The sequence below is a fragment of the Bradyrhizobium sp. AS23.2 genome (assembly GCF_001908185.1).
GTDB lineage: Bacteria > Pseudomonadota > Alphaproteobacteria > Rhizobiales > Xanthobacteraceae > Bradyrhizobium.
On the sequence record NZ_LGHM01000151.1, the window covers coordinates 26,967 to 52,885 of the forward strand.

General features: G+C 64.5%; 27 protein-coding genes and 1 riboswitch. Of the genes, 8 read left to right on the top strand and 19 right to left on the bottom strand.

The genetic code is table 11. The features are described from left to right. Positions 1-10 precede the first annotated feature (10 nt). A complete protein-coding gene (locus AC630_RS30385; RefSeq protein ID WP_074122158.1) occupies positions 11-805 on the top strand; it encodes an IclR family transcriptional regulator in 795 nt (264 codons plus the stop codon). 211 nt (positions 806-1,016) lie between these two features. On the opposite strand, the gene AC630_RS30390 is transcribed toward AC630_RS30385, so the two are convergent. The 10 genes from AC630_RS30390 to AC630_RS30435 form a co-directional block, all read right to left on the bottom strand. Continuing rightward, positions 1,017-1,796: an SDR family NAD(P)-dependent oxidoreductase gene (locus tag AC630_RS30390; protein ID WP_074122159.1), complete on the bottom strand. Its 780-nt coding sequence runs from the start codon at positions 1,794-1,796 to the stop codon at positions 1,017-1,019. 57 nt (positions 1,797-1,853) lie between these two features. Further along, entirely contained in the window at positions 1,854-2,444 is a 591-nt protein-coding gene (locus AC630_RS30395; RefSeq protein WP_074122160.1) for a thiamine pyrophosphate-dependent enzyme, read from the bottom strand. A 3-nt stretch (positions 2,445-2,447) separates the two neighbouring features. Then, entirely contained in the window at positions 2,448-2,990 is a 543-nt protein-coding gene (locus tag AC630_RS30400) for a thiamine pyrophosphate-binding protein (RefSeq protein ID WP_074122161.1), read from the bottom strand. A gap of 277 nt (positions 2,991-3,267) precedes the next feature. Continuing rightward, complete coding sequence (locus tag AC630_RS30405) at positions 3,268-3,960, bottom strand: GntR family transcriptional regulator (RefSeq protein ID WP_245330565.1); 693 nt, start codon at positions 3,958-3,960, stop codon at positions 3,268-3,270. Between the two features lie 177 nt (positions 3,961-4,137). Then, a complete protein-coding gene (locus AC630_RS30410; RefSeq protein ID WP_074122163.1) occupies positions 4,138-4,881 on the bottom strand; it encodes an aspartate/glutamate racemase family protein in 744 nt (247 codons plus the stop codon). Positions 4,882-4,890: 9 nt separating this feature from the next. Continuing rightward, complete coding sequence (locus AC630_RS30415) at positions 4,891-6,156, bottom strand: NAD(P)/FAD-dependent oxidoreductase (RefSeq protein WP_074122164.1); 1,266 nt, start codon at positions 6,154-6,156, stop codon at positions 4,891-4,893. 3 nt (positions 6,157-6,159) lie between these two features. Then, on the bottom strand, positions 6,160-7,821 hold the full coding sequence (locus AC630_RS30420) for a thiamine pyrophosphate-binding protein (RefSeq protein ID WP_074122165.1): 1,662 nt from the start codon (positions 7,819-7,821) through the stop codon (positions 6,160-6,162). Further along, positions 7,818-9,044 (bottom strand): pyridoxal phosphate-dependent aminotransferase, encoded by a 1,227-nt coding sequence (locus AC630_RS30425; RefSeq protein WP_074122166.1) that lies wholly within the window; start codon positions 9,042-9,044, stop codon positions 7,818-7,820. The genes AC630_RS30420 and AC630_RS30425 overlap by 4 nt, the downstream gene beginning before the upstream one ends. Positions 9,045-9,054: 10 nt before the next feature. Then, a complete protein-coding gene (locus tag AC630_RS30430; RefSeq protein WP_063681069.1) occupies positions 9,055-9,408 on the bottom strand; it encodes a RidA family protein in 354 nt (117 codons plus the stop codon). 16 nt (positions 9,409-9,424) lie between these two features. Beyond that, on the bottom strand, positions 9,425-10,342 hold the full coding sequence (locus tag AC630_RS30435; protein WP_074122167.1) for an NAD(P)-dependent oxidoreductase: 918 nt from the start codon (positions 10,340-10,342) through the stop codon (positions 9,425-9,427). 236 nt (positions 10,343-10,578) lie between these two features. On the opposite strand from AC630_RS30435, the gene AC630_RS30440 reads away from it, so the two are divergent. From AC630_RS30440 to AC630_RS30450, 3 genes are read left to right on the top strand one after another with little or no spacing between them, the layout of a single operon-like run. Further along, entirely contained in the window at positions 10,579-11,418 is an 840-nt protein-coding gene (locus AC630_RS30440) for a transporter substrate-binding domain-containing protein (RefSeq protein WP_074122168.1), read from the top strand. Between the two features lie 6 nt (positions 11,419-11,424). Then, a complete protein-coding gene (locus tag AC630_RS30445; protein ID WP_074122169.1) occupies positions 11,425-12,087 on the top strand; it encodes an amino acid ABC transporter permease in 663 nt (220 codons plus the stop codon). Next, positions 12,084-12,854 carry an amino acid ABC transporter ATP-binding protein gene (locus AC630_RS30450; RefSeq protein WP_074122170.1) on the top strand — a complete coding sequence of 257 codons (771 nt, stop codon included), beginning with the start codon at positions 12,084-12,086 and terminating at the stop codon, positions 12,852-12,854. The genes AC630_RS30445 and AC630_RS30450 overlap by 4 nt, the downstream gene beginning before the upstream one ends. A gap of 40 nt (positions 12,855-12,894) precedes the next feature. Here AC630_RS30450 and AC630_RS30455 read toward each other — a convergent pair whose 3' ends face one another. After that, a complete protein-coding gene (locus tag AC630_RS30455) occupies positions 12,895-13,515 on the bottom strand; it encodes a metallophosphoesterase family protein (RefSeq protein ID WP_349539560.1) in 621 nt (206 codons plus the stop codon). Positions 13,516-14,143: 628 nt separating this feature from the next. Here AC630_RS30455 and AC630_RS30460 point away from each other — a divergent pair. Together AC630_RS30460 and AC630_RS30465 are read left to right on the top strand one after the other, a co-directional pair. Then, positions 14,144-14,572 (top strand): universal stress protein, encoded by a 429-nt coding sequence (locus AC630_RS30460; protein ID WP_074122172.1) that lies wholly within the window; start codon positions 14,144-14,146, stop codon positions 14,570-14,572. 76 nt (positions 14,573-14,648) lie between these two features. After that, entirely contained in the window at positions 14,649-15,101 is a 453-nt protein-coding gene (locus tag AC630_RS30465; RefSeq protein ID WP_074122173.1) for a universal stress protein, read from the top strand. 47 nt (positions 15,102-15,148) lie between these two features. On the opposite strand, the gene AC630_RS30470 is transcribed toward AC630_RS30465, so the two are convergent. Beyond that, positions 15,149-15,895, bottom strand: coding sequence for a metallophosphoesterase family protein (locus AC630_RS30470; protein ID WP_074122174.1), 747 nt, complete (start codon positions 15,893-15,895; stop codon positions 15,149-15,151). Positions 15,896-15,942: 47 nt separating this feature from the next. Next, positions 15,943-16,021, bottom strand: a riboswitch (SAM riboswitch). Between the two features lie 284 nt (positions 16,022-16,305). On the opposite strand from AC630_RS30470, the gene AC630_RS30475 reads away from it, so the two are divergent. Next, the gene (locus AC630_RS30475) at positions 16,306-16,938 is read left to right on the top strand and encodes a hypothetical protein (protein WP_074122175.1); all 633 of its coding nucleotides are present in this window, start codon (positions 16,306-16,308) and stop codon (positions 16,936-16,938) included. Positions 16,939-16,996: 58 nt separating this feature from the next. On the opposite strand, the gene AC630_RS30480 is transcribed toward AC630_RS30475, so the two are convergent. The 7 genes from AC630_RS30480 to AC630_RS30510 all read right to left on the bottom strand — a co-directional run bounded on the left by AC630_RS30480 (position 16,997) and on the right by AC630_RS30510 (position 24,521). Beyond that, the gene (locus AC630_RS30480; RefSeq protein ID WP_074122176.1) at positions 16,997-17,911 is read right to left on the bottom strand and encodes a lipase family protein; all 915 of its coding nucleotides are present in this window, start codon (positions 17,909-17,911) and stop codon (positions 16,997-16,999) included. A gap of 248 nt (positions 17,912-18,159) precedes the next feature. Continuing rightward, positions 18,160-19,347: a mannonate dehydratase gene (gene uxuA, locus AC630_RS30485; protein ID WP_074122177.1), complete on the bottom strand. Its 1,188-nt coding sequence runs from the start codon at positions 19,345-19,347 to the stop codon at positions 18,160-18,162. A gap of 18 nt (positions 19,348-19,365) precedes the next feature. Continuing rightward, entirely contained in the window at positions 19,366-20,415 is a 1,050-nt protein-coding gene (locus AC630_RS30490; protein ID WP_074122178.1) for an L-idonate 5-dehydrogenase, read from the bottom strand. Further along, on the bottom strand, positions 20,412-21,818 hold the full coding sequence (locus AC630_RS30495; protein ID WP_074122179.1) for a TRAP transporter large permease: 1,407 nt from the start codon (positions 21,816-21,818) through the stop codon (positions 20,412-20,414). Before AC630_RS30495 ends, AC630_RS30490 begins: the two co-directional genes overlap by 4 nt. Before the next feature lie 4 nt (positions 21,819-21,822). Further along, entirely contained in the window at positions 21,823-22,401 is a 579-nt protein-coding gene (locus AC630_RS30500; RefSeq protein ID WP_074122180.1) for a TRAP transporter small permease, read from the bottom strand. Positions 22,402-22,660: 259 nt separating this feature from the next. Next, entirely contained in the window at positions 22,661-23,620 is a 960-nt protein-coding gene (locus AC630_RS30505; protein ID WP_074122186.1) for a sialic acid TRAP transporter substrate-binding protein SiaP, read from the bottom strand. An 88-nt stretch (positions 23,621-23,708) separates the two neighbouring features. Further along, positions 23,709-24,521, bottom strand: coding sequence for a FadR/GntR family transcriptional regulator (locus AC630_RS30510; protein WP_074122181.1), 813 nt, complete (start codon positions 24,519-24,521; stop codon positions 23,709-23,711). 127 nt (positions 24,522-24,648) lie between these two features. Here AC630_RS30510 and AC630_RS30515 point away from each other — a divergent pair. Further along, the coding region (locus tag AC630_RS30515) for a mannitol dehydrogenase family protein (protein ID WP_074122187.1) at positions 24,649-25,919 on the top strand (1,271 nt) is incomplete at its 3' end.

The following is a 25,919-nucleotide window of genomic DNA, read 5'->3' on the forward strand; positions in this document are numbered from 1 at the left end:
CAGGAGGCGCATGAAGAGGGAAAGCCGCGGCATCCAGTCGATCGAAGTCGGCGGCGAACTGCTCCGCGCTCTCGCCAGGAGCGGCGAGCCGATGATGCTGCGCGATCTCGCGCGCGAGGCCGGCATGACGCCGGCCAAGGCGCATCCCTATCTCGCCAGCTTCTCCCGCATCGGGCTGATCGAGCAGGACGAGACCACCGGCCGCTACGAGATCGGCGCGCTGGCGCTGGAGCTCGGCCTGATCAGCCTGCGCCGGCTCTCCGGCGTACGCATCGCACAGCCGAAGATTGCGGCACTCGCGAGCCAGATCGGGCACGCCGTTTCGCTCGCGGTATGGGGCACGCACGGTCCGACCGTGGTGCAGCTCGAAGAGCCCGGCCAGCCCATGCATATCGTGATGCGCGCCGGCTCGGTGATGGCGCTGCTGGAGACCGCGACCGGGCGCGCCTTCGCGGCCTTCCTGCCTGGGAAGACGATCAATGCCGCACTCGGAAGCGGCCTCGACCGTCACGGCGTCGGCTACAATCCGAAGCGCGCGGTAAAAGGCGCGAAGGTCGCTGAGATGCTCTCCGAGGTCCGCAAGCACGGCCTCGCCCGCGCACTCGGCGATCCCCTGCCCGGCGTCAATGCGTTCTCAGCGCCGGTCTTCGATCACGCCGGTCATGTCGCGCTGGTCATCACCGCGATGGGGCCGGAAGGCACTTTTGATGCCCGCTGGGACAGCCCCATCGCCCATGCGCTTCGCGATTGCGCCGGCGGCATCTCGAAGCGGCTCGGCTACGGGATGACGATCGCGGCGGAGTGAGGCGTGCAGCGACCATATTAGAGGACACTCGCTCCATTTGCTCCAGTCATCGCCCGGCTCGACCGGGCGATCCAGTACTCCGTGACGTCAGCGATTGAACCGAAGCGCCTCGGCGTACTGGATGCCCCGCCGGAGCCTGTCATCGGGCTCGCCGAAGGCGAGACCCGGTGGCGGGGCATGACAGCGTTGGTTGTGTCCCGGCAGTCACCCCCTACTTGTCCTTCACCGGGACCGTGTAGTTCAGAATCAACCGGCCGCCATCGGGATAGATCGTCTGCCCGGTGATATAAGACGCATCGTCGCTCGCGAGAAACGCGACGACGGAGGCGACCTCGCTCGGTTCGCCGCCGCGGCCGATCGGCGTGCGCGACAGCACGGTCTTGCGGGCGTCCTCGGAGGTGTAGATGGAGGACGCCACCATGTCGGTCAAAATCGTGCCCGGCCCGACCGCCACGACGCGGATGTTGTGCGGGGCCAGTGCCACGGCGGCGACCGAGGTGAGCTGCTTCATGCCGCCCTTGGAGATGGCGTAGGTCGCAAGCGTCGGAATCGCCAGCAGCGCGTTCACCGACGACATGTTGATGATGACCCCGCCGCCGCCCTGCGCGATCATCTGCTTCGCTGCCGCCTGGACACCGAAGAACGCGCCTTTCAAATTGATGCCGATGACGTCATCAAAGTCCTGCTCGGAGATATCTAGGATATCCTGGTTGCGGGCGACGCCGGCATTGTTGACCATGATGTCGAGCCGGCCGAACTCCCGGACCGCGGTCGCCACCGCGCGATCGACCTCCGCACGCCGTGCGACGTGACAATGCACGGCGTGCAGGTCCTTGGGTCTGCCCAGCTCGTTGACCGTCTTCTCGAGCTCATCCGTATCGACGTCGCAGATGACCACCTTGACGCCGTCGTCGAGGAATCGTTTCGCGCAGGCCTTGCCGATGCCGCGCGCCGCGCCGGTGATGACAGCGACCTTGCCGGATATTTTCATGGGGCTCACTCCAGAATAGCTGCTCGGGGCAAGCCGGCGCCGGGTGAGACACCCGGCTCAGGCCGCCGCAAAGCCGAGATGAGCACGGAACCGGTTCTTGATAAAGACAGCATCGCGCGAGGGCAGCGAGCGCGGCGGATTTTCGGCCACGACCTTGATGACAAAGAGCCGCGGGCCATCGGCCGGCTCGGCGATTTGCGCTGCGAGGCGTTCCACCTCCGCGATCGACCGCACGGTCCCGGTCGCGGCAAAGCCGCAGGCCGCGGCGATCGCCGTCAGATCGACACCGCGTCCGGTGTGGCTCGCCTGCATCCCGGTCTCGCCAAAATGCTGGTTGTCGATCACGACGATGTCGAGATTGCGCGGGCGCACGACGCCGATGGTGGCGATGCCGCCGAGCCCCATGAGCTGCTCGCCATCGCCGGTCAAAGCGAGGACGCGCTTTGCCGGCTGTGCCTGCGCCAGGCCAAGTCCCATCAGCGCGGCGCCGCCCATCGCGCCCCAAAGATAGAAATTGTCGTCGCGGTCACCTGTTGCATGCAAATCGTAGGTCGGAGAGCCGAGACCGGAGACGACCAGTGTATCGCCACGGTTCCTGAGGAGAGCAGCGACGGCGGCACGGCGATCGAGTTGGGAGGAATCGGACATCGATCACCACTTCTTCTTGCCGATCAGGCGCTGCCCTATCAGGACCGCTATCTGCTGATCGGATTCATAGGCGAGCGCCGCGGCCGCTTCGACGGTCTCGATGAGATCCTCCGGCGTTTCGGCGCGCATCACTTTCAGGCCGATCGCCTCCAGCGAGGGCTGCGTCGCCCGGCTCATCGGCACCTGCCAGGGATTGAACTCGGCCCATTCGCCGCGCATCGTCACCAGCATCAGCAGCGGAAAGCGGCCGATCGCGGACAGCGACAGCATGTTGATGCAATTGCCGACCCCGCTCGACTGCATCAGCAGCACGCTGCGCTGGCCGCCGAGCCAGGCGCCCACGGCGATGGCGACGCCCTCCTCTTCGCTCGTCAGCACATTGGTGGTGACGTCGCGGTCGGCCGAGAACAGGCGGATGAGCTGGCTGTGGCCAGCATCCGGCACATACGACATCTGCCGTACGTCGGCGGCTTTCAGGACGCGATAGAGCTCGGACGGCCAATCGTCACTGGTACGTGTTTCGAGATTCGGTTGAGGGCTGTGCACCGCTTGTCTCCGTGACATTCGAGCGGCACGCTAGCGATGTCCGGGCGCGAAAGCTCTGACCGTCTGGCAGAAGCAGATATCGAGGGATTGTATAGCGGCTTGGCCGCGAGCGGTGATGCTAACGCTCCCTCTCCCCGCTTACGGGGAGAGGGTTGGGGTGAGGGGGAGTCTCCGCGGGGACGCTAGCAGTTGGCCTCGTTGAGAGTCCCCCTCACCCGAATTCGAGCTTCGCTCGAATTCGACCTCTCCCCGCAAGCGGGGCGAGGTGAAGAGTCCCTCAATTCGCCGCAGACCTCGCCGCCGCCGGCATATAGATCTGCGCGTAGCCTTCCTTGATCGCGGAGGTGATGCGGTCGAGGCGGCGGTCGATGTGCTTTTCCAGGACCGAGACGCAAGCGGCCTCGTCGCGCGCCTTCAGGCCTTCGACGACGGCGCGGTGCTCGGCCTGCGTGTTGGAGCGGTTGATGCGGTCCATGTCGATCCACCGCACGAAGCGGATACGGGCGTTGACGTTGCGGAGCACGCGCAGCATCTCGGCATTGTTCGACATTCCCATCAGCCGCTCGTGAAAGGTCTCATCCAACTCGACGAGCTCCACCGAGGAGCGCTCACCGGGATCGGGACCGGTCGCTTCGAGGAATTTCAAGAGAGCGTCGATGTCTTCGTCTTTCGCGCGCTTGATGGCGAGCCGGATCGAGGCGATCTCGATCGACTTGCGGAGCTCGTAGAGATCGAAGATCTCGTGCGCGTCGAGCTCGCGGCAGAAAAAACCCTTGCCCGGCGTGAAGCGGAGGAAGCCCTCGGTGTTGAGACGGTTGAGCGCCTCGCGCAGCGGCGTGCGGCTCACGCCAAGACGCTTGGCGAGCTCCCCCTCGTTGAGCCGTTCGCCCGGCTTGAACTCATAGCTCACGGCCATCGCCTTGAGCTGTTCATACACGCGATCGACGATACTATCGGAAGCCAGTTCCACGTTGCTCTTCATAAGCTGCATTCATACCCGAACACAGCCCAATATACCGGGGCTGTGGTAGCGATTGCAATGCAAACGACGCCCTAATGTTTGAGCATGCTCTCTTCGGAAAACCGCTGCACACTTTTCCGGATCATGCTCGAGCAGCGCTTGTTCAGAGCTTTGCGACGGCCGGAATCAGGCGAAGGCGCGCGGGCGCAGTCCAGCATGAAACCAGGTGATCATGGAATAGATGTCGTAGACGGGCAGCCCGACCTCGGCCTGCAGCGCGGCCGCATAGGGCGGCATGTTGGTGCATTCGAGCACGATGGCGCCGACATCGGGATTCTTGGCGACGAGCTGCTTGCCCGCCTCGACCACGTCACGCTCGGCCTGAGCGACGTCCATGTCGTCCTTCTCGGCCTTGATTAGGACGCGGAAGAACTCCTTGCCGTTCTCGGTGCCGACCAGCGGCGTGTCCAGCGGCACGCCGGCGCCTTCGAGATGGGCCGGCGTCAAGGTCGAACCCGACACCGTGACGAGACCGACGCGCTTGCCGGGCGGCAAGGTCGCCTGCACCCACGGCACCTGCATCAGCGACGAGGTCGCGACCGGCACGCCGACGGCTGCCGCGATCTCCTTCTGGAACAGTGAGAGAAAGCCGCAATTGGTGGTAATGGCTTCGGCCCCGAGCCGCACCAGATCCTTGGCCGCATCGATGAAATCGGGCAGCAGGCCGGCCGCGCCCTTCAGCACCACCTTCTCCGGCGACGCCCCGCTCACGACGCGATAGAGCACCGGGAATGGCCAGGTCGTACCGTTACCCATGTCGCCGGGAATACGCGGAAAGCGCGCTTCCAGCATAAGGATGCCGAGCGGCGCGCCATAGATGGCCTTGCCGCCACGGGCGATGCGGGAGGACGAGTTGGCAGAATTGGTCATGGTGCGATCTCAGAGAAAGCGAGTGGGCGCGAACGGCGCGAGCGGAATTTCCGGCTGCTTGCCGCTCAGGAGCTGGGCGACGAGACGGCCGGTGCGGGCCGAGCCGACCAGGCCGACATGGCCGTGGCCGAAGGCATAGACGATGTCGCGCGACGCCCGCGCATGGCCGATGCAGGGCAAGCCATCGGGCATGCTCGGCCGATGGCCGAACCAGGTCTTGATGCGCGAGGCCGGAATGTCCTTCGGCAGTTTCGGAAACATGCTGAGGAGGTTGTTGCGCAGGATCTCGGCGCGCTTCCAGTTCGGCGCAGCCTCGAGGCCGGCGATCTCGACGGTGCCGGCGGCGCGCAGGCCCTTGTCGGTCCAGTTCACCACCATCTTGGCGTCGGACGCCATCATCGAGCTGCGCGGCCCCGATTCCGGATTCTCGATCATGACGTGATAACCGCGCTCGGTCTCGAGCGGCAGCGGATCGCCGACCGATGCGGTGAGCCGTTTCGAATGCGCGCCGGCGGCGATGACTGCGGCATCGCAAGGAATCTCGCCGGTCTCCGTGAGAACGGCGACGAGCTTGTTGCCGCCAAGCTTGAGCCCGGTCGCTTTGGCGCGGACGACCTTCGCGCCGCTGGCGATCGCATGATTGGCGAGCGCCGCAACGTAAGCACCGGGATCGCGGCAGCGGCCGGCTTCCTCCACCACCACGCCAAAGGTGTAGCGCGGATGCAGGTCCGGCTCGCGCTGACGCATTTCGTCGGCGGACAGTTCCAGCCATTCGACGCCGACGCGCTTGCGCAGGCGCCAGCCGAGATCGTTGTCGAAGTTGCCGCGCGACGGGAAGACATGCATTACGCCGTTGCGCTCGACCAACTCAGGAACCCCCGCTTCTTCCGCAAGCTTCCTGTGCAGCAGCGGCGCGTCCTTTAACAGGTCGCGCAGCGCAAAGGCCGTTTTCTCGACGCGCGCCTCGGTCCAGCCCGAGAGCAGGTACTTGATCAGCCAGGGCAAGGCTTTCGGCAAATACGACCAGCGGATCGCGAGCGGCCCGAGCGGGTCCATCAGATAGCCCGGCACCTTCTTCCAGATGCCCGGCTCCGCCGGCGGGATCACCGAATGCGACGACAGCCAGCCGGCGTTGCCATAGCTCGCCGCCTGTTCGCCACCGGGCTCGCCCGCGTCGATCAGCGTGACGCGATGGCCCTCGCGCAGCGCCTCGATGGCGCTGATCACGCCGACCGCGCCGGCTCCGATGATGGCAATGTGGCGGCCTTCAGGCATTGGCTAAGCCTTCACTTGCGGCACAAAATCCTTGCCGACCGAGATCGCGCGCGGATCGATGATGCAGTGGAGGATCGACGGCTTGCCCGAAGCGAGCGCCCGCTCGAACGCCGGCGCGAATTCTTCGGTGCGCTCGACACGCTCGCCATGGCCGCCAAACGCTTTTGCATACATCGCGAAATCAGGGTTCTTGAGCTGGGTGCCGACGACACGGCCGGGATAATCGCGCTCCTGATGCATACGGATGGTGCCGTATTGCGAGTTGTCGACGACGATGACGACGAGCGGCGCGTCATACTGCACGGCGGTCGCGAACTCCTGGCCGTTCATCAGGAAGCAGCCGTCACCGGCAAAGGCGACGACGACGCGATCCGGATATTGCCGCTTGGCGAGCACGCCCGCCGGAACGCCATAGCCCATCGAGCCCGAGGTCGGCGCGAGCTGGGCCGCAAAGCTGTGGAAGCGGTGATGGCGATGAATCCAGCCGGCATAGTTGCCGGCGCCGTTGCAGACGATCGCGTCCTTCGGCAGGCGGTCGCGCAGCCAGGTCATGACCTGGCCGTACTGGAACGCGCCCGGCAGCTCGCGCGCCTTGTCGGTCCAGGCCAGGTAATCGGCATGCGCCTTCGCGGCCTCGCCCTTCCAGGCAACCGCGCCGGCCGGCTTCAGCGTTTCGACCGCAGCGGCGAACGCGGCGGGTGTCGCCTGGATCGCCAGCGCCGGCTGATAGACGCGGCCGAGCTCCTCGGAGCCGGGATGCACATGGATCAGCTTCTGCTGCGGGGTCGGAATGTCGAGCAGCGCATAGGACGAGGACGGCATCTCCGACATGCGGCCGCCGATCAGCAGAATGACATCGGCGCCCTCGATGCGCGCCTTCAGGCCCGGGCTCGGCCCGATGCCGAGATCGCCGGCATAGTGCGAATGATCGGCGTCGATCAGCGATGCGCGGCGAAACGAGGTCGCAACCGGCACGTCGAACCGTTCGGCGAAGCGCGCGATGCTCTTGGTCGCCTCATCGGTCCAGCGCGAGCCACCGAGAATGACGAGCGGCGCCTTGGCGCTTGCGAGCATGGCGCCAACGCGCTCGATGTCAGCAGGCGCGGGCCAGCTCGCCGCCGGCTCGATGCGCATCGCATCGGCCACCGCCGCGGTCTCGGTCAGCATGTTCTCCGGCAGCGCGATCACCACGGGACCCGGACGGCCCTGCATCGCGACGCGGAAGGCGCGCGCGACCAGCTCCGGAATGCGATCGGGGCGATCGATCTCGACCGCCCATTTCGCCATGGTGCCGAACACCGCCTTGTAGTCGAGCTCCTGGAACGCCTCGCGCTCGCGCATGCCGGTGTCGACCTGGCCGACGAACAGGATCATCGGGGTCGAATCCTGCATCGCGATGTGGACGCCGTGGCTGGCATTGGTTGCGCCGGGGCCGCGGGTGACGAAGCAGATGCCGGGCCGGCCCGTGAGCTTGCCATAGGCTTCCGCCATCATCGCCGCGCCGCCTTCGGCGCGGCAGATCACGACGTCGATCGGACTGTCATGCAACGCATCGAGGGCTGCCAGATAGCTCTCGCCTGGCACGCAGGTGACGCGCTCGACGCCTTGTGCGACGAGCTGATCGATCAGGATCTGGCCCCCGGTGCGGGTGTTGCGAATGGTCATGACAGCTCCCTACAGGCTTTGGCGATGCGCTTTAAGGCTTCGCGCAAGTTTTGTTCCGAGGTGGCGTAGGACAGGCGGAAATAAGGTGCAAGGCCGAAACAGCTGCCCGGCACCACGGCCACGTCATGCCTCTCCAGCAGGTAGCGGCAGAACGCGGCATCGCTGTCAATGCTGGTACCATCAGGCGTGCGGCGTCCGATCAGGCCGGCGCAGCTCGCATAGGTATAGAACGCGCCTTCCGGCCGACGGCACGTGACGCCGTCGATGGTGTTGAGCGCATCGACCACGATATCCCGGCGGCGCTGGAACGCGGCGCGCCGCTCGATCAAGATATCCTGCGGTCCGGTCAGCGCTGCGATCGCGGCGGCCTGGCTCACCGAGGACGGATTCGTGGTACTCTGGCTCTGCACCACCGCCATAGCCGCGATCAATTCGCGCGGACCGCCGCCATAGCCGACGCGCCAGCCCGTCATGGCATAGGCCTTGGAGACGCCGTTGACGGTGAGCGTGCGTGATTTCAGGCTCTGCTCGAGCGCCGCGGCGGTCACGAACGGCATGGCGTCATAGATGAGGTGCTCGTAGATGTCGTCGGCCATCAGCCAGACATGCGGATGGCGCTTGAGCACATCCAGGATCGGGCGAAGCTGCGCCGCCGAATAGGCCGCGCCGGTCGGATTGGACGGCGAGTTCAGCAGCAGCCAGCGCGTCTTTGGCGTGATCGCGCGTTCGAGGTCGGCGGCATCGAGGCGGAAGCCGTTCTCCTCGCGGCAGAGCACATCGACCGGCGTGCCGTCGGCGATGCGCACCATGTCGGCGTAGCTGGTCCAGTAGGGCGCGGCGAGGATGACCTCGTCGCCGGGACTTAAGCTCGCCATGAAGGCGTTGTGGATCACCTGCTTCGCGCCGGCGCCGGCAGTGATCTCGTCCGCGGCATAGACGAGGTCGTTCTCGCGGCGGAATTTCTCTGATATCGCCGCCTTCAGTTCCGGCGTGCCGTCGAGGATGGTGTATTTGGTCTGGCCGGCGCGAATGGCGCGCTCGGCCGCCTCTTTGGCATGATCGGGCGTATCGAAATCAGGCTCGCCGGCGCCCAGCACGATCACCGGCCGCCCCTCGCGCTTCAGCCGCTGCGCGACCGCGCCGATCTTGAGGATCTCGGAGACGCCGATCGCGCTGATGCGCTGTGCCGGACGGAAGCCTGATGCGGGAGCCTGGACAGTCATGGACCAGCCTCTAGCTGCGCGCGGCGATCGCGATCACTTCGATGCGATAGGCGGGGTCGGCGAGCTCGACCTTGCCGCAGGCGCGCGTCGGCGCGTTGCCCGGAACGACCCAGGCATCATAGACCGCGTTCATGGCGTCGAAATCGTCCATGGTCTTGAGCCAGACCTGCACGCTGAGCAGGCGCGACTTGTCAGTGCCGGCGCGCGCCAGCATGTCGTCGACCTTCGCCAGCGCCTCGCGGGTCTGCTGGGTGATGTCGGCGGTCTTGGTATCCGCCACTTGTCCTGCGAGGAAAACGAGATCGCCGAACACGGAGGCGCGGCTGCGGCGGGCGTTCTGGTCGATGCGGGTGATGTCCGACATGGGATGTCCTTAACTTTTACTTGCCGGCGGCGATGATGCGACGGCAGTGGTCGAGCGCAGCACCGATGAGGTTGTCGCTCGCCTCCGGCGTGCGGAACGCCGAATGCGCCGACAGCGTCACGTTCGGCAGCTTGGTCAGAGCATGGCCTGCGGGCAGCGGCTCGACGGTGAAGACGTCGAGGCCGGCATGGGCGATATGGCCGGAGCGGAGCGCATCCAGCATCGCGTCCTCGTCGACGACGGCGCCGCGCGCGGTGTTGATGAGAATGCTGCCGGGCCGCATCTGCGCGATGCGCTCACGCGACAGGAAGCCCTTGGTCTCGTCATTGAGCAACAGATGCAGCGAGACGACGTGACTGTCGGCGAGCAGCTTCTCCAGCGAAACGAACTCGACGCCGGGATGCGTCTTCGGCGTCCTGTTCCAGGCGATCACCTTCATGCCACAGCCCGCCGCCATGCGCGCGGCTTCAGCGGCAATGCCACCGAAGCCGATCAGGCCGAGCGTCTTGCCAGTGAGCTGAACCGCGTCGCGGCGCAGCCAGTTGCCCTCGCGCATGCCGCGGTCCATCTCACCGAAGCTTTTGGCAGATGCCCACATCAGGGCGATCGCGCATTCGGCGACCGCCGTGTCGCCATAGCCCTTGATGGTGTGGACGGAGATGCCGCGCTGGCTAAGTTCTTCCGGATTCATGTAGCTGCGCGCGCCGGTGCCGAGGAAGACGACATGCTTCAGCTTCGCGCATTTCTCGGCGATCGCGGTCGGCACCGCCGTGTGATCGACGATCATGATCTCGGCGTCACCGAGCAGGCCGGGCAGCTCGTCGGGCTTGATCGAGGGGTTGGGGTTGACGCTGACCGGCAGGTCCTGGGAGCGCAGCAGCTTGTCGGTCACCGCTGCCAGGGTGTCGTTCGCATCGACGAATAGAGCGTGCACAGGCTCTCCTTCAGGTCACGAGATAATTGCGTTCAGATTTGTATTCAGACTTGAATGCGATTTGCAATCCCTGCCCGCGAGGAATTTTGCGCAATCCTGCCAAGATATTGGGCTCATCTCTGCCTTGCCGCACAAATGGTCAGCAATCTGAAATACCGTATTGCATTTTATCCTGAATACAGAAATAGTCCAGCGGCCGGAGACAATCCGACCCAAATTCCAGGGAGACAGAAACGATGAATCGCAGGGACGCTCTCACCACCGTGGCGCTGGCAGGCGCAGCGATTGCTGCCGCAGGCGGCTCGGCCAAGGCTGACACCGCACCGACCTCCACGCTCGACCGCATCAAGAAGAATGGCGTGCTTCGGGTCGCCGTCATCGTCGGCCAAGAGCCCTACTTCCATAAGGATCTCGCGACCGGTCAGTGGTCGGGTGCCTGCATCGAGATGGCCAAGGACATCGCCAGCAAGCTCGGCGCCAAGCTCGAGACGCTGGAATCGACCTGGGGCAACCAGATCCTCGACCTGCAGGCCGACAAGGTCGACCTCGCCTTCGCCGTGAACCCGACGCCGGAGCGCGCGCTGGTGATCGACTTCTCGACGCCGATCCTGGTGCACTCCTTCACCGTCATCACCAAGAAGGGTTTTGCCAAGCCGCAGACCTGGGCCGACCTCAACAAGCCCGAGGTCAAGATCGCCGTCGATATCGGCTCGACCCACGAGACGATCGCGCGCCGCTACTGCCCGAAGGCGAACATCCTTGGCTTCAAGAACCGCGACGAGGCGATCCTCGCCGTTGCAACCGGCCGCGCCGACTGCAACGTGTCGCTGGCAGTGCTTTCGGTGTCGACCCTGAAGAAGAATCCGAACCTCGGCGATCTCGCGATCCCGCGGCCGCTGCTCACGCTACCGACCAACATGGGCATCCGCGCCGAGAGCGATCGCCGCTACAAGGATTTCCTCAGCGCCTGGGCCGACTACAACCGCTCGATGGGCCAGACCCGCGAATGGATGCTGAAGGGCTTTGAGGCCGTCGGACTCACCGCCGACGATCTCCCCAGCGAAGTGCAGTTCTGATCGGCCATGTATGTCTGGGACTTCGCGGCGCTCAAGCCGTATTGGGGCCTGATCTGGCAAGGGCTCCTGGTCACCGTGTTCTACACGGTGACCACGGTGGTCGCGGGTCTCGTGATCGGACTGTTCGTCGGCATTTTGCGCACGACGGCGCCGCGCTGGGTCACGGTGCCGCTGCGTCTCTATATCGAGGTGTTCCGCTGCACGCCGCTGCTGGTGCAGCTGATCTGGGTCTACTACGCCCTGCCCGTCCTGATCGGCGTCGACATGACGCCGGCGATGGCCTGCTTCATCGCGCTGTCGCTCTATGCCGGCTCGTTCTATGCCGAGATATTCCGCGGCGGCATCGAGGCCGTCGACACCGGCCAATGGGAAGCCGGCCGCGCCATCGGCATGCGGCGCGGCAAGATCTTTCGCCGCATCGTGCTGCCGCAGGCCACGCAAGTGATGATCCCCTCCTTCATCAACCAGACCATCATGCAGCTGAAGAACACCTCGCTGGTGTCGGTGGTCGCGGTCGGCGATCTCCTCTACCAGGGCACGGTGATCACCGCGTCGAGCTACAAGCCGCTCGAGGTCTATACCACGATTGCCGTGCTCTATTTCGTCGTGCTGTTCCCGCTGACGCTGGTCGCGGACCGGGTCGAGCTGAAGATGGGGGCGCATCGATGAGTGCGAACGGCGCGACGCTGGTCGCGAACAACATCCACAAGGCATTCGGCGACCATGAGGTGCTCAAGGGCGTTTCGCTCTCGGTCGCACGCGGCGAGGTCGTCACTTTGATCGGCGCTTCCGGCTCCGGCAAGTCGACCTTCCTGCGCTGCCTGAACCTGCTCGAAATGCCGCAGCAGGGCGAGCTTGCGGTCGGCATGCACAAATTCGCCTTCGGCAAGGGCGTGCGCGCCGCGGGCGACGCGCAGCTCGCGCTGCTCCGGCGTAGCGTCGGCATGGTGTTCCAACACTTCAATCTGTTTCCGCACATGTCGGTGCTCGGCAACGTCACCGAGGGCCCGGTGCAGGTGAAGGGCATGGCGCAGACCGAAGCCGACGCGCTCGGCCGCGATCTCCTCGCCAAGGTCGGCCTCGCCGACAAGGCCGATGCCTTTCCGAGCCGCCTGTCCGGCGGCCAGAAGCAGCGGGTCGCGATCGCCCGCGCGCTCGCGATGAAGCCCGACGTCATGCTGTTCGACGAGCCGACCTCGGCGCTCGATCCTGAGCTCGTCGGTGAAGTGCTCTCCGTCATCCGCAGCCTTGCCGCCGAAGGCATGACCATGGTGCTGGTCACGCATGAAATGGCCTTCGCCGCCGACGTCTCCACCCGCGTCGGCTTCATGAACGACGGCGTCATGGCCGAGATCGGCACGCCTGAAGAGACCATCCGCCAGCCGCGCAGCGAACGGCTGAAGGCGTTTTTGAGCCGGTTTCACGAGACGCATTAGAGCGCGCTTTCATCGGCCGCCCTGCTCCACGGACGTCCGGCTATAAGCGGACGATATCGCCCATACTCGTGGCAAACATCAGCGGCGCACGCCGGCCGCTCGAAAATGCTGCCGCTGTCAACGGGCCGCCGAAGCATGCGCCGGTGTCCAGATTCAATCGATTGGCTCGCAGATCGGGACGCCCGGATGTGATCGGCGTGTGCCCGTGCACGACGAATAGCCCGTGATCATCGGGGGACGAGAGGAATGGCTCTCTGATCCAGAGCAGATCCTCTTGCGACTGAAGAGACAGCGGGACGCCAGGCCGGACCCCGGCATGGACGAAAAGCCGATGCTGGTCCTTGTGCGTCAGCGGAAGCTTCTGAACCCATGCCAGGTGTTCGGCAGGCAGATCGCCGGGGTCATCGACACCGTAGCTCTCGAGGGTCCGTTCGCCGCCATTCCCCCACCAATTCATGAGATCGCGATCCGAGCGATGCCTGCCGGCAGCGTGGATCAACATCTCCTCATGATTGCCGCGCAGGCAGATGCAGCGACGTCCCTGCTCCGATTGCCGCCGGATGAGAAACTCCACAACCCGACGACTGTCGGGCCCTCTGTCGACATAATCGCCGATGAAGACGAACCGGGTATCCTCTCCATGACCGGCAATGTCGCACACGGCAAGCAGCGCGAGCAGCTCCTCGAAGCACCCGTGAATGTCACCAATCGCGAACGTCAATGAATGCGTCAGAGTTCACTCCACCCGATTGCGAATTTGAGTCCAACCTAACTGGAAGTTCTGCGGAACCGCGGCAGCCTGGCTAACGAGGCTCCAGGAGATGAAAATGGCTCTCGCCCCCATCCTGCTGAACCGTCTCGTGTTGATAGAAGCCGCATTCGGAACAAGTGGGGATAGCGGTCAGCAATTCGAGGATTGGCAATCACCCTACTATATTCAAACGACGGCCCGAGAAATTGCGCCTTTTGGCGAAGAAGAGCACAACGTTGCTCTCGCGCAACACTTCGCAGCTCCAGCCTGGGCTCCCCGGGACACGCGGTCCCGGTGAATGCCGATGCGGTGTTGTTCGATGGGCCAACCTCGTCGCTCGATGTGAGGCGCACGGCAGTCAGGCGGCACGAGTTCCTGCGAGCCTCTGGCAACGGCGCCATGGCGGACCTCGGCAGACGTCCGGGCTGGCGGATTTGCGGACATCTGTATAGATTGATTTATCTCAAGACTACATCCGAAAGGCGAGCCCAGCTGACCTGCGCAAGGCGGCGATACGTCCAGACAATCGGGAGGTAGCATGTACCGGCATATTCTCATTCCGACAGATGGGTCAAAGCTAGCAGAGCGTGGGGTGACGCACGGATTGGCGTTGGCGAAATCCCTCGGAGCCAAAGTGTCTTTCATCTTCGTCGTGGAACCGTTTGCCGAAGTGTCAGGCCGGTTCCTTGAAGCAATCGCAACATATGCCGAGCTGCGCAAGGAACAGGCCAAGAGCGTATTGGACAGCGCCGCAAGTTCGGCCAGGACGGCTGGTGTTTCCTGCGAGACGATTCAAGGCGAGAGCGGGCAACCTCATCAAGCCATCATCGCCGCAGCCGCGGACAAGGGCTGCGATCTCATTGTCATGTCATCGCATGGGCGCAGCGGGCTCTCCGCGCTCCTCATCGGGAGCGTGACGAACAAGGTGCTGGCGCACGCGAAAACGCCCGTACTGGTCTGTCCATGAATGCGCAGACCCGCGTTGAGGTCAAACCAGCGCGCCGGGAGATGGAGACAATGTCGTCGAGAAAGGGAGCTCCCAAATGTACGCCCATATTCTCCTGAGCACGGATGGCTCGGATGTCGCGAGAAACGGCCTCAAGCATGGGATTGCCTTGGCCAAGGCCTTGAATGCCAAGGTGACAGTCATCGCCGTGACTGAACCGCTGCCGATCGACTACGGGGGCGGACACGCCGGAGGATGGATACCGTCGCAGCAGGAGGTTGATGCCTTTGACGCAGCCTCCAAGGAACGTGCCGGCAAAGTCCTTGATGAAGCGCGTACCATGGCGGACCAGATCGGGATATCCGCAAAGCTCTTGCATGTCCCGAATGCGCACCCGGCCACTGCAATCATCCAAGCAGCAAGGTCCGGAGGCTGCGACCTGATCGTCATGGGCTCTCACGGACGCCGCGGTCTCAAGAAGCTATTCCTGGGGAGTCAAACATCGGAGGTCCTGGCGGACGGAAGCGTGCCGGTGCTGGTCGTGCACTAACGAACAGAAGTGATGGCGCAGGACTGGTCAAAGCCCGGCGGCCGGGACTACCCGCTCTCCCGTTGCACCCAACCCGTTGCAATCGCGCTCGCCCAGGTGAGCATTCCCTTGCTGCGCGCCAGTGCGGCCATGGCCGTGTTGTCGTAGGGCACGTAGCGGAGGGTCGCGAGCCAGCCCTCCCCGGCATGCTCCAGAATCGCATAGCACGCGTGAGGCGTGCCGACCTCGACCACGTAAGGAACAGGCGCCTTCCCATCGTAACCGGGCAGCCCAACGCTGCCGGGATTGACGACCATTCGCCCGTCCCTCAGGCGAACGACTCTCGGAATATGGGTGTGTGCGCAGAGGATGAGGCGGGCGTCGATCCCCTCAGCTCCGGCCTCGATGGCCTCGATCCCGCTCGGGCGTACGCTGCCATCGTCGGCGATATGATCGAGCCAAAAAGCCGCGTCGTCCCGTGGCGATCCATGACACAGGAACACCTGCTCCCTGTACCTCAGCGTGGGCGGCATGCTTGCCATCCAATCGAAATGCTTGCGCTCGAGCTGTTGGAAATCGCTGCGAGCCGAGGTGCCGGCCTGCCAGAGCTCGACGAGAATTCGGTCCTGATCGCCCCGCACCGACGGAAAGCCGCGTTCGATCAGCAGGTCCGCAGTTCTGGCCGCCTCGAGCGGACCGCTGACGTGGTCACCAAGGTTTACGACCTCGTTGATGCCGAGCTCGGCAATGTCGGCAAGTACGGCTTCAAGCGCGGGACGATTCCCGTGCACATCCGCGATGGCGGCAAATTTCATCCAGCCCTCCCCATTCGAGATGGCCGACGATTCACGCAATGCGGGACGATGCAGGGATAGCGGTCTCTTTAGCTGCATTTTTAGAAGCGCCCGCAAGCTGAGTATCAAATCGGCGCTGATTCAAAATTACACAATCCGAATGGCGCAATCAAGCGATGGCCACGATGCCGCGCGACCCGTCCAAATGGCGAATGCCGGGCAAGTCGATGACGCGCCTGGACGCTCGCTCGAAAGTGATGGGTGAATTGAAGTAGGATACCGACCAGCCGAAGTCGTCGAAGTGACAAAGACGGACAGAGGCATCAGGATCGATAAGGTCCGGGTCGCAGTCGATGTCGGCAAGGTGGTCGATCCCGTCAACTTCGCGAAATGCCTTTCAACACGTTCATCGATTTCGTTTGAGGCTTGTCATGAACAGATCTCTGATTGCGGTCGTCTTCGCGGCTTCGGCAACCGCGGCCCTCACCGGGTTTGTCGCGGCCAAGGACGAGGCCGCGAAGGACGTAGGCCCGCCGGGCAGCGTCAGTCGCGCCGAGGGGCTGGAGGCCTGGACAAGGATTGAAGCCGTGGTGACACATCCGCGTTGTGCCAACTGCCACGTCGACGCCAGGGCGATTCCGCTATGGACGCCGGCAGGTGAAACCAGGCCCCGGGTGCATGGCATGAACATCCACGGCGGAGAGAGCCGCATCGGCGCGGAGGCGATTCCCTGCTCGAGCTGTCACATGACCTCCACCCAGGCGAACGAGCCGGCACCGGCGCCGCCGCGCGCCGGCATCGACTGGCAGCTCGCCCCTGCCGATTTCGTCTGGTTCGGCAAAAGTGGCGCCGAGATCTGTGCGCAGCTGAAGGATCCCAAACGCAACGGCGGTCGCGACGCCGTAGGCCTGCTGGAGCACTTGCGGCACGATGCATCGCTGAACGGCTTTATCCCTCGCGCCTGGGCGCCCGGAGCAGGCCGCGCGACACCGCCGGGTACCTTCGAGGAGCATGTCAAAGACATGGCTCTGTGGGCAGCCGCCGGACAACCCTGTCCAGACTAACGCCTTGCGGCCGCTCGGACGATGACACCGAGAGTGCGGCAGTATCGACAGCCGCCTGCTACTGAGCGGGCGTCAGCGCCGCGTAGTAGCGGTCCGGCAGATGATCGCCGATCCCCGACGGCAGCAGCACGGAAAGATTTCCGACAGCGCCGGTCCGCGTGTTCGGTGATTTCCCGCCGAACAGGCTGACGAGCTGCGCGATCAATCCGGCGTCCGGCCGCGGCTCGTTGGAGCCGGTGCCGGGCGTCAATTGACCCGCGTCAAACTTCGCGCCCTGCTGGCAAGTGAGGTAGCGGCCGACATGCACGAAATCGAGCTGAGGCGGCGGAACGGTCGGCACGACATCGGCGCCATGGACAAGACGATAGGTCGTCTTGCCGAACGTGGTGTCGTAGGGGGTGACGAACTCGGTGAGCCCGACACGCGGGCAGCCGTAGAGATAGATCTGCGCCTTGGTGAGCTGCAACTGCTGCCGCGCCAAATCGGCGGTGACCACAGCAATCGCCGCTCCCAGGCTGTGTCCGGTGATGAAGATCGGCGAGCCCGCCGCTGCTGCTGCCGTGAGCGCCGCCTTGACGTCGTTCCAGAGGGCCGCCGCCGCTTCACGGAAACCCTCGTGGACGAGTGCGTTCGGGCGGCCAAGGGTGAAGTTGCTGACCCAGTTCAACAGGTTGAGGGGATCGGTGCCGGCGAAGGCGACAATGGTCGCGCCGTCCTTTCGCGCAATGACACCGCGGCTGTCCGACACCGGAAGCGTCGACTTCACCGGCTGTATCAGCGTCCTGACATCAGCCAGGTTCCAGAGGGCCGCGACAGCCTCGATCGTATCAGGCACGTGGGTCTCGTAGGCAAGCTGCGACATCCACATCATCGCGCGCGCGACGCCGAGATCGAAATCGGCAGCATCCTTGTTGAATTTCGCGAATGCGTTCCGATCGTATTGATCGGGAGGGAGTTCGACCAGAATGCTCACATCCAGCTCCCAAATGGTTTCCGCTGCAATGCGTCGATCGAAATTGGAATGGCCCTACTTTCGCATAGGGCGGGAACTTTGACAAACTCCGCGAGCGTGCTGGGCCTCAATGGTTCGAGACGCGCCGCAAGGCGGCGCTCCTCACCATGAGGGTCTAAGACTTCGCCGCGAAACAGGACCTCATCCTGAGGAGCCCGCCAAAGCGGGCGTCTCGAAGGATGGCCGCCAGGAGGCCGCCCGTCACACCCCTATTGATGCTCTATCGCGCGGATCGCACCGCGGAGCTCGGCGAGACCGCGCAGCCGGCCAATCGCGGTGTAGCCGGGATTGGTGCGCTTGGTCGCGGCGAGATCATCCAGCATGCGATGACCATGGTCGGGACGGAAGACGATTTGCTGGTCGGGCGAGCGCCGCGCGTTCTCCTTCAGCAGCGCCTTGAGCACCGCGACCATGTCGACGTCGCCGTCGAGATGATCGGACTCGTAGAACGACAGGCCGTCGGCCTCGCGCTTGGTCGCGCGTAAATGCGCAAAGGCGATGCGCGGGCCGAAGCGTTCGGCCATCTCCGGCAGGTTGTTCTCGGCGCGTACGCCGAGCGAACCTGTGCACAGGCAGATGCCGTTCGCCTTCGACGGCACTGCATCGAACAGGGCCTGATAATCGTCGGCGGTCGAAGCCACGCGCGGCAGGCCGAACAACGGCCGCGGCGGATCGTCCGGATGCAGGGTCAGCGAGACGCCGAGCTGCTCGGCCACAGGTGCGACGCGGCCCAAGAACTCGGCGAGATGCTGCCGCAGGATCTTTGGCGTGATGTCGCGATACTGCCCGAGCCGGTCGCGGAATTGCGGGATAGTCATCGGCTCGGTGGTCGATCCGGGCAGCGCGCTGGCGATGACCATGATGAGATAGTCGATATCGGCCTGGCTCATCTTGTCGAAGAGCTCTTTCGCGCGCGCCTGCTGCTCCGGCGAATATTCGGCGGTCGCGGCCGGGCGCTTCAGGATATGCAGCTCGAAGGCCGCGAAGCGGTCCTGGTCGAAGCGCATGGCGCGGGCGCCGTTCGGCAGCTCCCATTCCAGATCGGTGCGACACCAGTCGACCACCGGCATGAAGTTGTAGCAGATGATCTTGATACCGGCGGCGGCCACCGCCTCCAGGCTCGCGATCCACGCGTCGATCGACCGCGTCGCCTTAGCCCCCAGGCGCTTGACGTCGTCGGGGATCGGAATCGATTCCACCACCGACCAGGTCAGTTGCGAGCGACCGGGCTGGCCGTGCTCGATGAAGTTCTTGCGCTCCTCGACGTCCTTGCGCGTCCAGGCCTCGCCGATCGGCACCTGATGCAGAGCCGAGACGATATCCGTCGCGCCGGCCTGCCTGACATCGTCGAGCGACACCGGATCATCCGGCCCGTACCAGCGCCAACCCTGCAGCATTATCAAAGTTCTCCTGGATCAGTTCGCGGTCAGCACGACCTTGACGCTCTGCGAGCGGTCGAGCGCAAGCCGCAGCGCATCGGGCGCGGTCGACAGCGGCCGCTCGGCGGTGACCAGCGACAGCACGTCGACGCTGCCGGTCCCGATCAGTTCCACCGCCGTCATGAATTCGAGCCCGAAGCGGAACGAGCCGCGCAGGTCGATCTCCTTCGCCATCACGGCATTCGCCGGTGTGGGGATCTGGCCGCCCGGCAGGTTGCCGATCTGCACCACCGTGCCGCCGCGCCTGACGATGCCAATCGCGCTGGCAAGCCCCGCGGCCGTGCCCGAGACCTCGAAGGCGACGTCGTAGGGGCGTGAGGCGGCCTGCGCCTTCAGCCCCTCTTCCCCACCCGCGACATTCTCGACGTGGGAGGCACCGAGCCGGCTCGCAAAAGCGAGCGGCGCCGGCGCGATATCGGCCACCGTGATGTCGGCCATGCCGGTGCGCCGTGCGGCGAGCATGGTCAGAAGCCCGATCGGGCCGGCGCCGAAGATGATGCCGCGTTTGCCCTCGATGTTGCCGGCGCGCGCGACCGCGTGCAGGCAGACCGCGAGCGGCTCGGCGAGCGCCGCGGCCTGATAGGACACGTGGTCGGGAATCTTCACACACTGCGCCGGGATCGCGTCGAAGTAATTGGCGAAGCCGCCCTGCATGTGCGGCGTCTTCGACGCCGAGCCCATGAAGAAGATGTTCTCGCAGAGGTTCGGCCGGCCCTCGCGGCAGGCGAGGCAATGGCCGCACCAGCGCGACGGGTTGACGGCGACGCGGTCACCGACCTTCAGGTTGGTTGCGGAGCCGGAGATCTCCACGACCTCGCCGGAGATCTCATGGCCGAGCACCAGCGGCGACTTCACCACGAAATCACCCGTCCGCGCATGACGGAAGTAGTGCATGTCCGAGCCGCAGATGCCGCCGGCGCCGAAGCGGATTCGCACCATGCCCTTTGCGAGCTTGTCGAGCGGATGCTCGATCATGCGCAGATCTTCGGGACCGAACAGGGTTGCGGCGAGAGCTATGGAGGTCATTTGGAGAGTCCCATGTATTTCGGCAGCCAGAGCGTCAGTTCGGGAATGTACGTGATCGCGATCAGCGCGATCATCAGCGGCACCAGCCAGGGCAGGATCGCGACCGTTGTGCGTTCGACCGAGAGCTTTGCCACGCGAGCGAGCACGAACAGCACCATGCCGAGCGGCGGATGCAGCAGGCCGATCATCAGATTCAGCGTCATGATCAGACCGAAATGGATCGGATCAATGCCAAGCTTGAGCACGATCGGCAGCAGGATCGGCACCAGAATCGTGATCGCCGCCGTGGTGTCGATGAAGCAGCCGACGAACAGGATCAGGATGTTGGCGAGTGCCAGGAACACCCATTTGTTGTGGGTGACGCTGAGCATCCAGTCCGAAAGCATCTGCGCCGCCTGCGATACCGTGAGCAGCCAGGCGAAGATCGAGGCTGCAGTGACGATGAACAGCACCGAGGCCGTGGTCTCGATGGTGTCGAAAGTCGCCTTCGCCACCGTCTTCAGCGTCATGGTGCGGTAACGCACGAGACCGAGGAACAGCGACCAGATTACGGCCGCCACCGCAGCCTCTGTCGGCGTGAACCAGCCGAGCGTCATGCCGCCGATCAGGATCACCGGCGCCATCAGCGCCATCACCGCCGAGAAGTCGAAATACCAGTCGATCACGAGCAGCGTGCCGAGACCGATGACGACCGCCATGTTGGTGGACATGCCGGCAAGCGTCATCAGCCAGATCGCGAACGGGAAAGCGAGCACTATGACGATCTCGAGGCCGGCCGAGCCGAGTTGCGGCCAGGAGAACGGCGTATCGCTGCCCCATTTGTTCTTGTGCGCGAAATAGGTGACGGTGGCCATCATAAGCAGCGTCATGAAGATGCCCGGAATGACGCCGCCGAGGAACAGCGCGCCGATCGAGACGTTCGCCATCATGCCGTAGATCACGAAGGGCAGCGACGGCGGGATGATCGGCCCGAGCGTCGCCGAAGCCGCGGTGACGCCGACGGAGAACTCGGTGGAGTAGCCGTGGTCCTTCATCGCCTTGATCTCGATGGTGCCGAGACCGGCGGCATCCGCGATCGCAGTGCCGGACATGCCGGAGAAGATCACCGAGCCGATGATGTTGACGTGACCGAGGCCACCGCGCATCCAGCCGACCAGCGCGACCGCGAATTTGTAGATACGGCCGGTGACGCCGGCGATGTTCATGAGGTTGCCGGCCAGGATGAAGAACGGCACGGCGAGCAGCGGAAAGCTCTCGACGCCGGCGATCATGCGCTGCGCCAGCGTGACATCAGGCGTCACGCCGCTGACCAGAATGTAGAGCAGTGACGACGCAGCCATGGCGATCGCCACGGGAACGCCGAGCAGCATCAGGACGAGAAAGCCTCCAAGCAACAGCAGCATGACGTTACCCTTCAAAACCGTCGTAGGCGCCGGGGCGTTCGAGGATCGAATAGCCCTGTCGCAAATGTTGCAGCGCCACCTGCACGGAGCGCACGAACATCAGCACGAAGCCGACTAGCACGGCGTAGTAGACGTAATCCTTGGGAAGATTGATCGTGGTCATCGACTCGTCGCCGATGATCTGGATGTAGACCCAGACCAGCTTGATGGCGTAGCCGAAGAAGGCGATCCGGATCAGGTCGATCGCGGTCGACAGCGCGCGCGCCACGGGGTGGGGCAAATAGCGGTAGACCAGGTCGACCTGGATATGCCGCGACAGCCTTACGCACATCGACGCGCCGATGAAGACCACGCCGATCAGGCAATAGGTCGCGATCTCCTCGGTCCAGGCATAGCTGTCGTTGAGGACATAGCGGGTGAAGAACTGGAGGAAGACGGCGAGCGCCATCACCCAGAAGATCGCCAGCGCGACCCAGTCCTCGAAAGCGTAGATGCCGAGATCGACCTTCGGCGTCGCCTCCTCCTCGAAGGTATGGGCGATCTCGTCCGCGGTGATCTGCCGGTGCGTTTCGGCGGTCGACATGGTGGTTACTCCCCAAAACTCTCGATCGTCATTCCGGGGCAGCTGGCAGAGCCGAACCCGGAACGACGACTTAGCTCTACTGCGCAAGCTGGCTCCGCTCCTCATCCTGAGGAGCTTGCGAAGCAAGCGTCTCGAAGGATGGCCCCGGGCGACGCCTGAGCGACACCCGGGCCTTCATGGTTCGCTCGGCGATGCAACGCATCGTCCGGAGACGCGCTTCGCGCTCCTCACCATGAGGGTCTTACAGCAAGGGCGTCGGTCACTTGACCGCCTGAATCCGTTCCCAGTCGGCCTTGCGATAACCGAAGGTCTCGAACGGAACGTTCTTCAGCACGATGTCGCGGAACTCGCCCTTGTCGACCTCGGTCACGGTCAGGCCCTTCTCCTTGAAGAAGGCGACCAGCTTGGCTTCGTTCTGCTTGATCTCCTCAGTGGCCTTGGCAGCCGCCTCCTGTGCCACGTCAGTGAAGATCTTCTTGTCTTCGTCGCTGAGCTTCTTCCAGAGCGCGCCCGCCACCACCGTGTTGAGGTGGTCGACGATGTGGCCGGTCAGAACGATGTGCTTCTGCACCTCGTAGAACTTCTTGGCCTCGATCGTGGTCAGCGGGTTCTCCTGCGCCTCGACGGTGCCGTTCTGGAGCGCGAGATAGACTTCGGCGAACGCGATCGGCGCGGTGTTGGCGCCGCAGGCGCGCGGCATCGCCAGATAGGCCGGAACGTCGGGCACGCGCATCTTCAGGCCCTTCAGATCCGCACAGGTTTTGATCGGCTTGTTCGACGAGGTCTGGCGCACGCCGTAATAGGTCACCGCGACGATGTGGTGGCCGCTCTTGTCTTCATAGCCCTTGGCGAGCTCCTTGAAGATGTCGCTCTTGGTGTAGGCGAGGAGATGGTCGGCGTCACGGAAGGTGTAGGGATAGTAGGTCACGCCGATCGGCGGGAAGCTCTTGGCCGCGAAGCTCGAGCCGGAGATGATGATGTCGACCGAGCCGAGCGAGAGGCCCTGGTTGATGTCGGCTTCCTTGCCGAGCTGCGACGCCGGATAGACGTCGACCTGGTAGCGCCCGTTGGTGCGCTTGCCGATCTCTTGCGCGGCCCAGACCGAGGCGCCGTGGAACGGCTCCGAGGTCTCGTAGACATGGGCCCATTTGAGCTTGGTCTGCGCCATGCCGGGATTGGTCGCCGCGACCATTGCCGCGGCCGAGACCGCCAGCACCATCGTCATCTTCTTCAACACGGACTTATTCTCCATTTACCAACTCTGCTTCTTGTTCGCCCGCCCCGAAGCGGAGACGGGCCGCCCAATCTCATCGCCGCCGCGCGCTGCCGCTTTTGGCCTGCGTCTTCGACGCTCGTTTTGGTTTTGCCGGCTTTGCCTCATATCGGCCCGTCCGGTCGCCCCCGGCGGACGATCCCGCCGCGCCGCCGGCGCCGAAATTCTGCGCAAAACGCTCCTGCGAACGCACCAGATGATCGCGCATCGCATCGCGCGCGGCGTCCGGATCATGCGCCGCGATCGCATCGCGCACGGCGCGGTGCTCGTCGAGCGCGGTGCGCCAGGTGCCCGGGCTCTCGAAATAATGGGCGAGCTTCGCGAAATAGGGATTGAGACGCTGGTCGAAGAGCTCGCCGATAACCCGCACCAGAACGGCATTGCCGAGACTTCCGGCGATTGCGATGTGGAACGCACGGTCGTGGACCATCGAGGCTTCGCCGGGATGCTCGACATTCTCCATCGCGAGAAGGGAAGCGTCGATGCGGGCGATATCGTCCTTGGTCGCCACACGCGCGGCCTGCTCGGCGATCGCGCTTTCCAGGAATTCGCGGGCGCGCAGCAGCTCGAACGGGCCCTCGATCACGGTCGCGCTTGCGGGCGCCGCAACGGCAGCAGGCTCGATCACATAGATGCCCGACCCGACGCGAATGCGGACGCGGCCTTCGACCTCGAGCGCGATCAAGGCTTCGCGCACCGTCGGCCGAGAAACCCTGAGCTGCTCGGCGAGCTCGCGCTCCGTCGGCAAGCGGCTGCCGACCGCGTACTCGCCGCTGTCGATCAGGCTTCGCAATTGATCGGCGACCTGGCGATAGAGCCGTCTCGCCTCCACAGCTTCCAGCGGCACGCTGGCCTCCCCGAAAGGGTCGCGCAGCCAGCTCGGTGCCTGCGGCCCAATTTTGGATAATTGGTCTTACCAATTGACCGAGGGCAGGCACCATGTCAAGCAGCGGCAAAGCAACGGAGAAACGTCCATGCGCCTTGGCCGCGCCAATCTCGACCGGCTGCCGCCGGCCATCCGACGCCCGGCCTATGACCGTTCGCGCGTCACGCCCGGCATCGTGCATCTTGGCTTGGGGGCTTTTCACCGCGCGCACCAGGCCGTCGTCATCGACGATTGCCTTGCCACGGGCGCCGCTTCCTGGGGCATCATCGGCGCAAGCCTGCGCAGCCCGGATACACGCGAGGCCCTCGCCCCGCAGGATCATCTCTACACCGTTGCCATACGCGCAGCCGAAGGCACCGGGCACCGCGTCATCGGCGCGCTGCTCGACAGCGTCGTCGCACGCGAGAACCCGCTGCGGCTCGTCGACAGGATGGCCGATCCCGCCATTCGCATCGTCTCCCTCACCGTCACAGAGAAAGGCTATTGCCATACGCCGCAGACCGGCGATCTCGACGAGCGGCATCCTGATGTCGTGCACGATCTGAACAATCTCGACGCGCCGCGCTCGGCTCCGGGCTTCATCGTGGCTGCGCTGGCGCGCCGGCGGGCGCTCGGCATTCCGCTCTTCACCGTGCTGTGCTGCGACAACCTCGCCGCCAACGGTCACACCGTGCAGCGGATCGTGACGCAGTTCGCGGCGCTCCGGTCGAAGGATCTCGGCAAGTGGATCGCGGATACGGCCGCATTTCCTTCGACCATGGTCGATCGCATCGTGCCGGAGACGACGGATGCCGACCGCGATGCGGTGTCCGCCGCGCTCGGCCTGCGCGACGCCTGGCCGGTCATGACCGAACCCTTCACGCAATGGGTGGTCGAGGACCGCTTCACGGCGGGCCGGCCTGACCTTGCCGCCGCGGGCGTCGAGCTCGTCACTGATGTCAAGCCGTTCGAGCTGATGAAGCTGCGGCTGCTCAACGCCAGCCATTCGGCGCTCGCCTATCTCGGCTATCTCGCGGGCTACGAGACCATCGCCGACACCATGCTAGATCCGCATTTCGCGCGTCTCGCCGCGCAGGTGATGGAAGAGGCCGCGGTGACGCTGACGATGCCTGCGGGCACCGATCTCGCCGCCTACCGGGCCTCGCTGCTCAAGCGCTTCGCCAATCCGGCACTGCATCACCGCACCTGGCAAATCGCGATGGACGGCTCGCAAAAACTTCCGCAACGCCTGCTCGGCGCGATGCAGGATCGCCTGCTCAAGAACCTGCCGATCGCGACGCATGCGCTCGCCGTGGCCGGCTGGATGCGCTACGTCACCGCGCTCGACGAGCAGGGCCGCGCGATCGATGTGCGCGATCC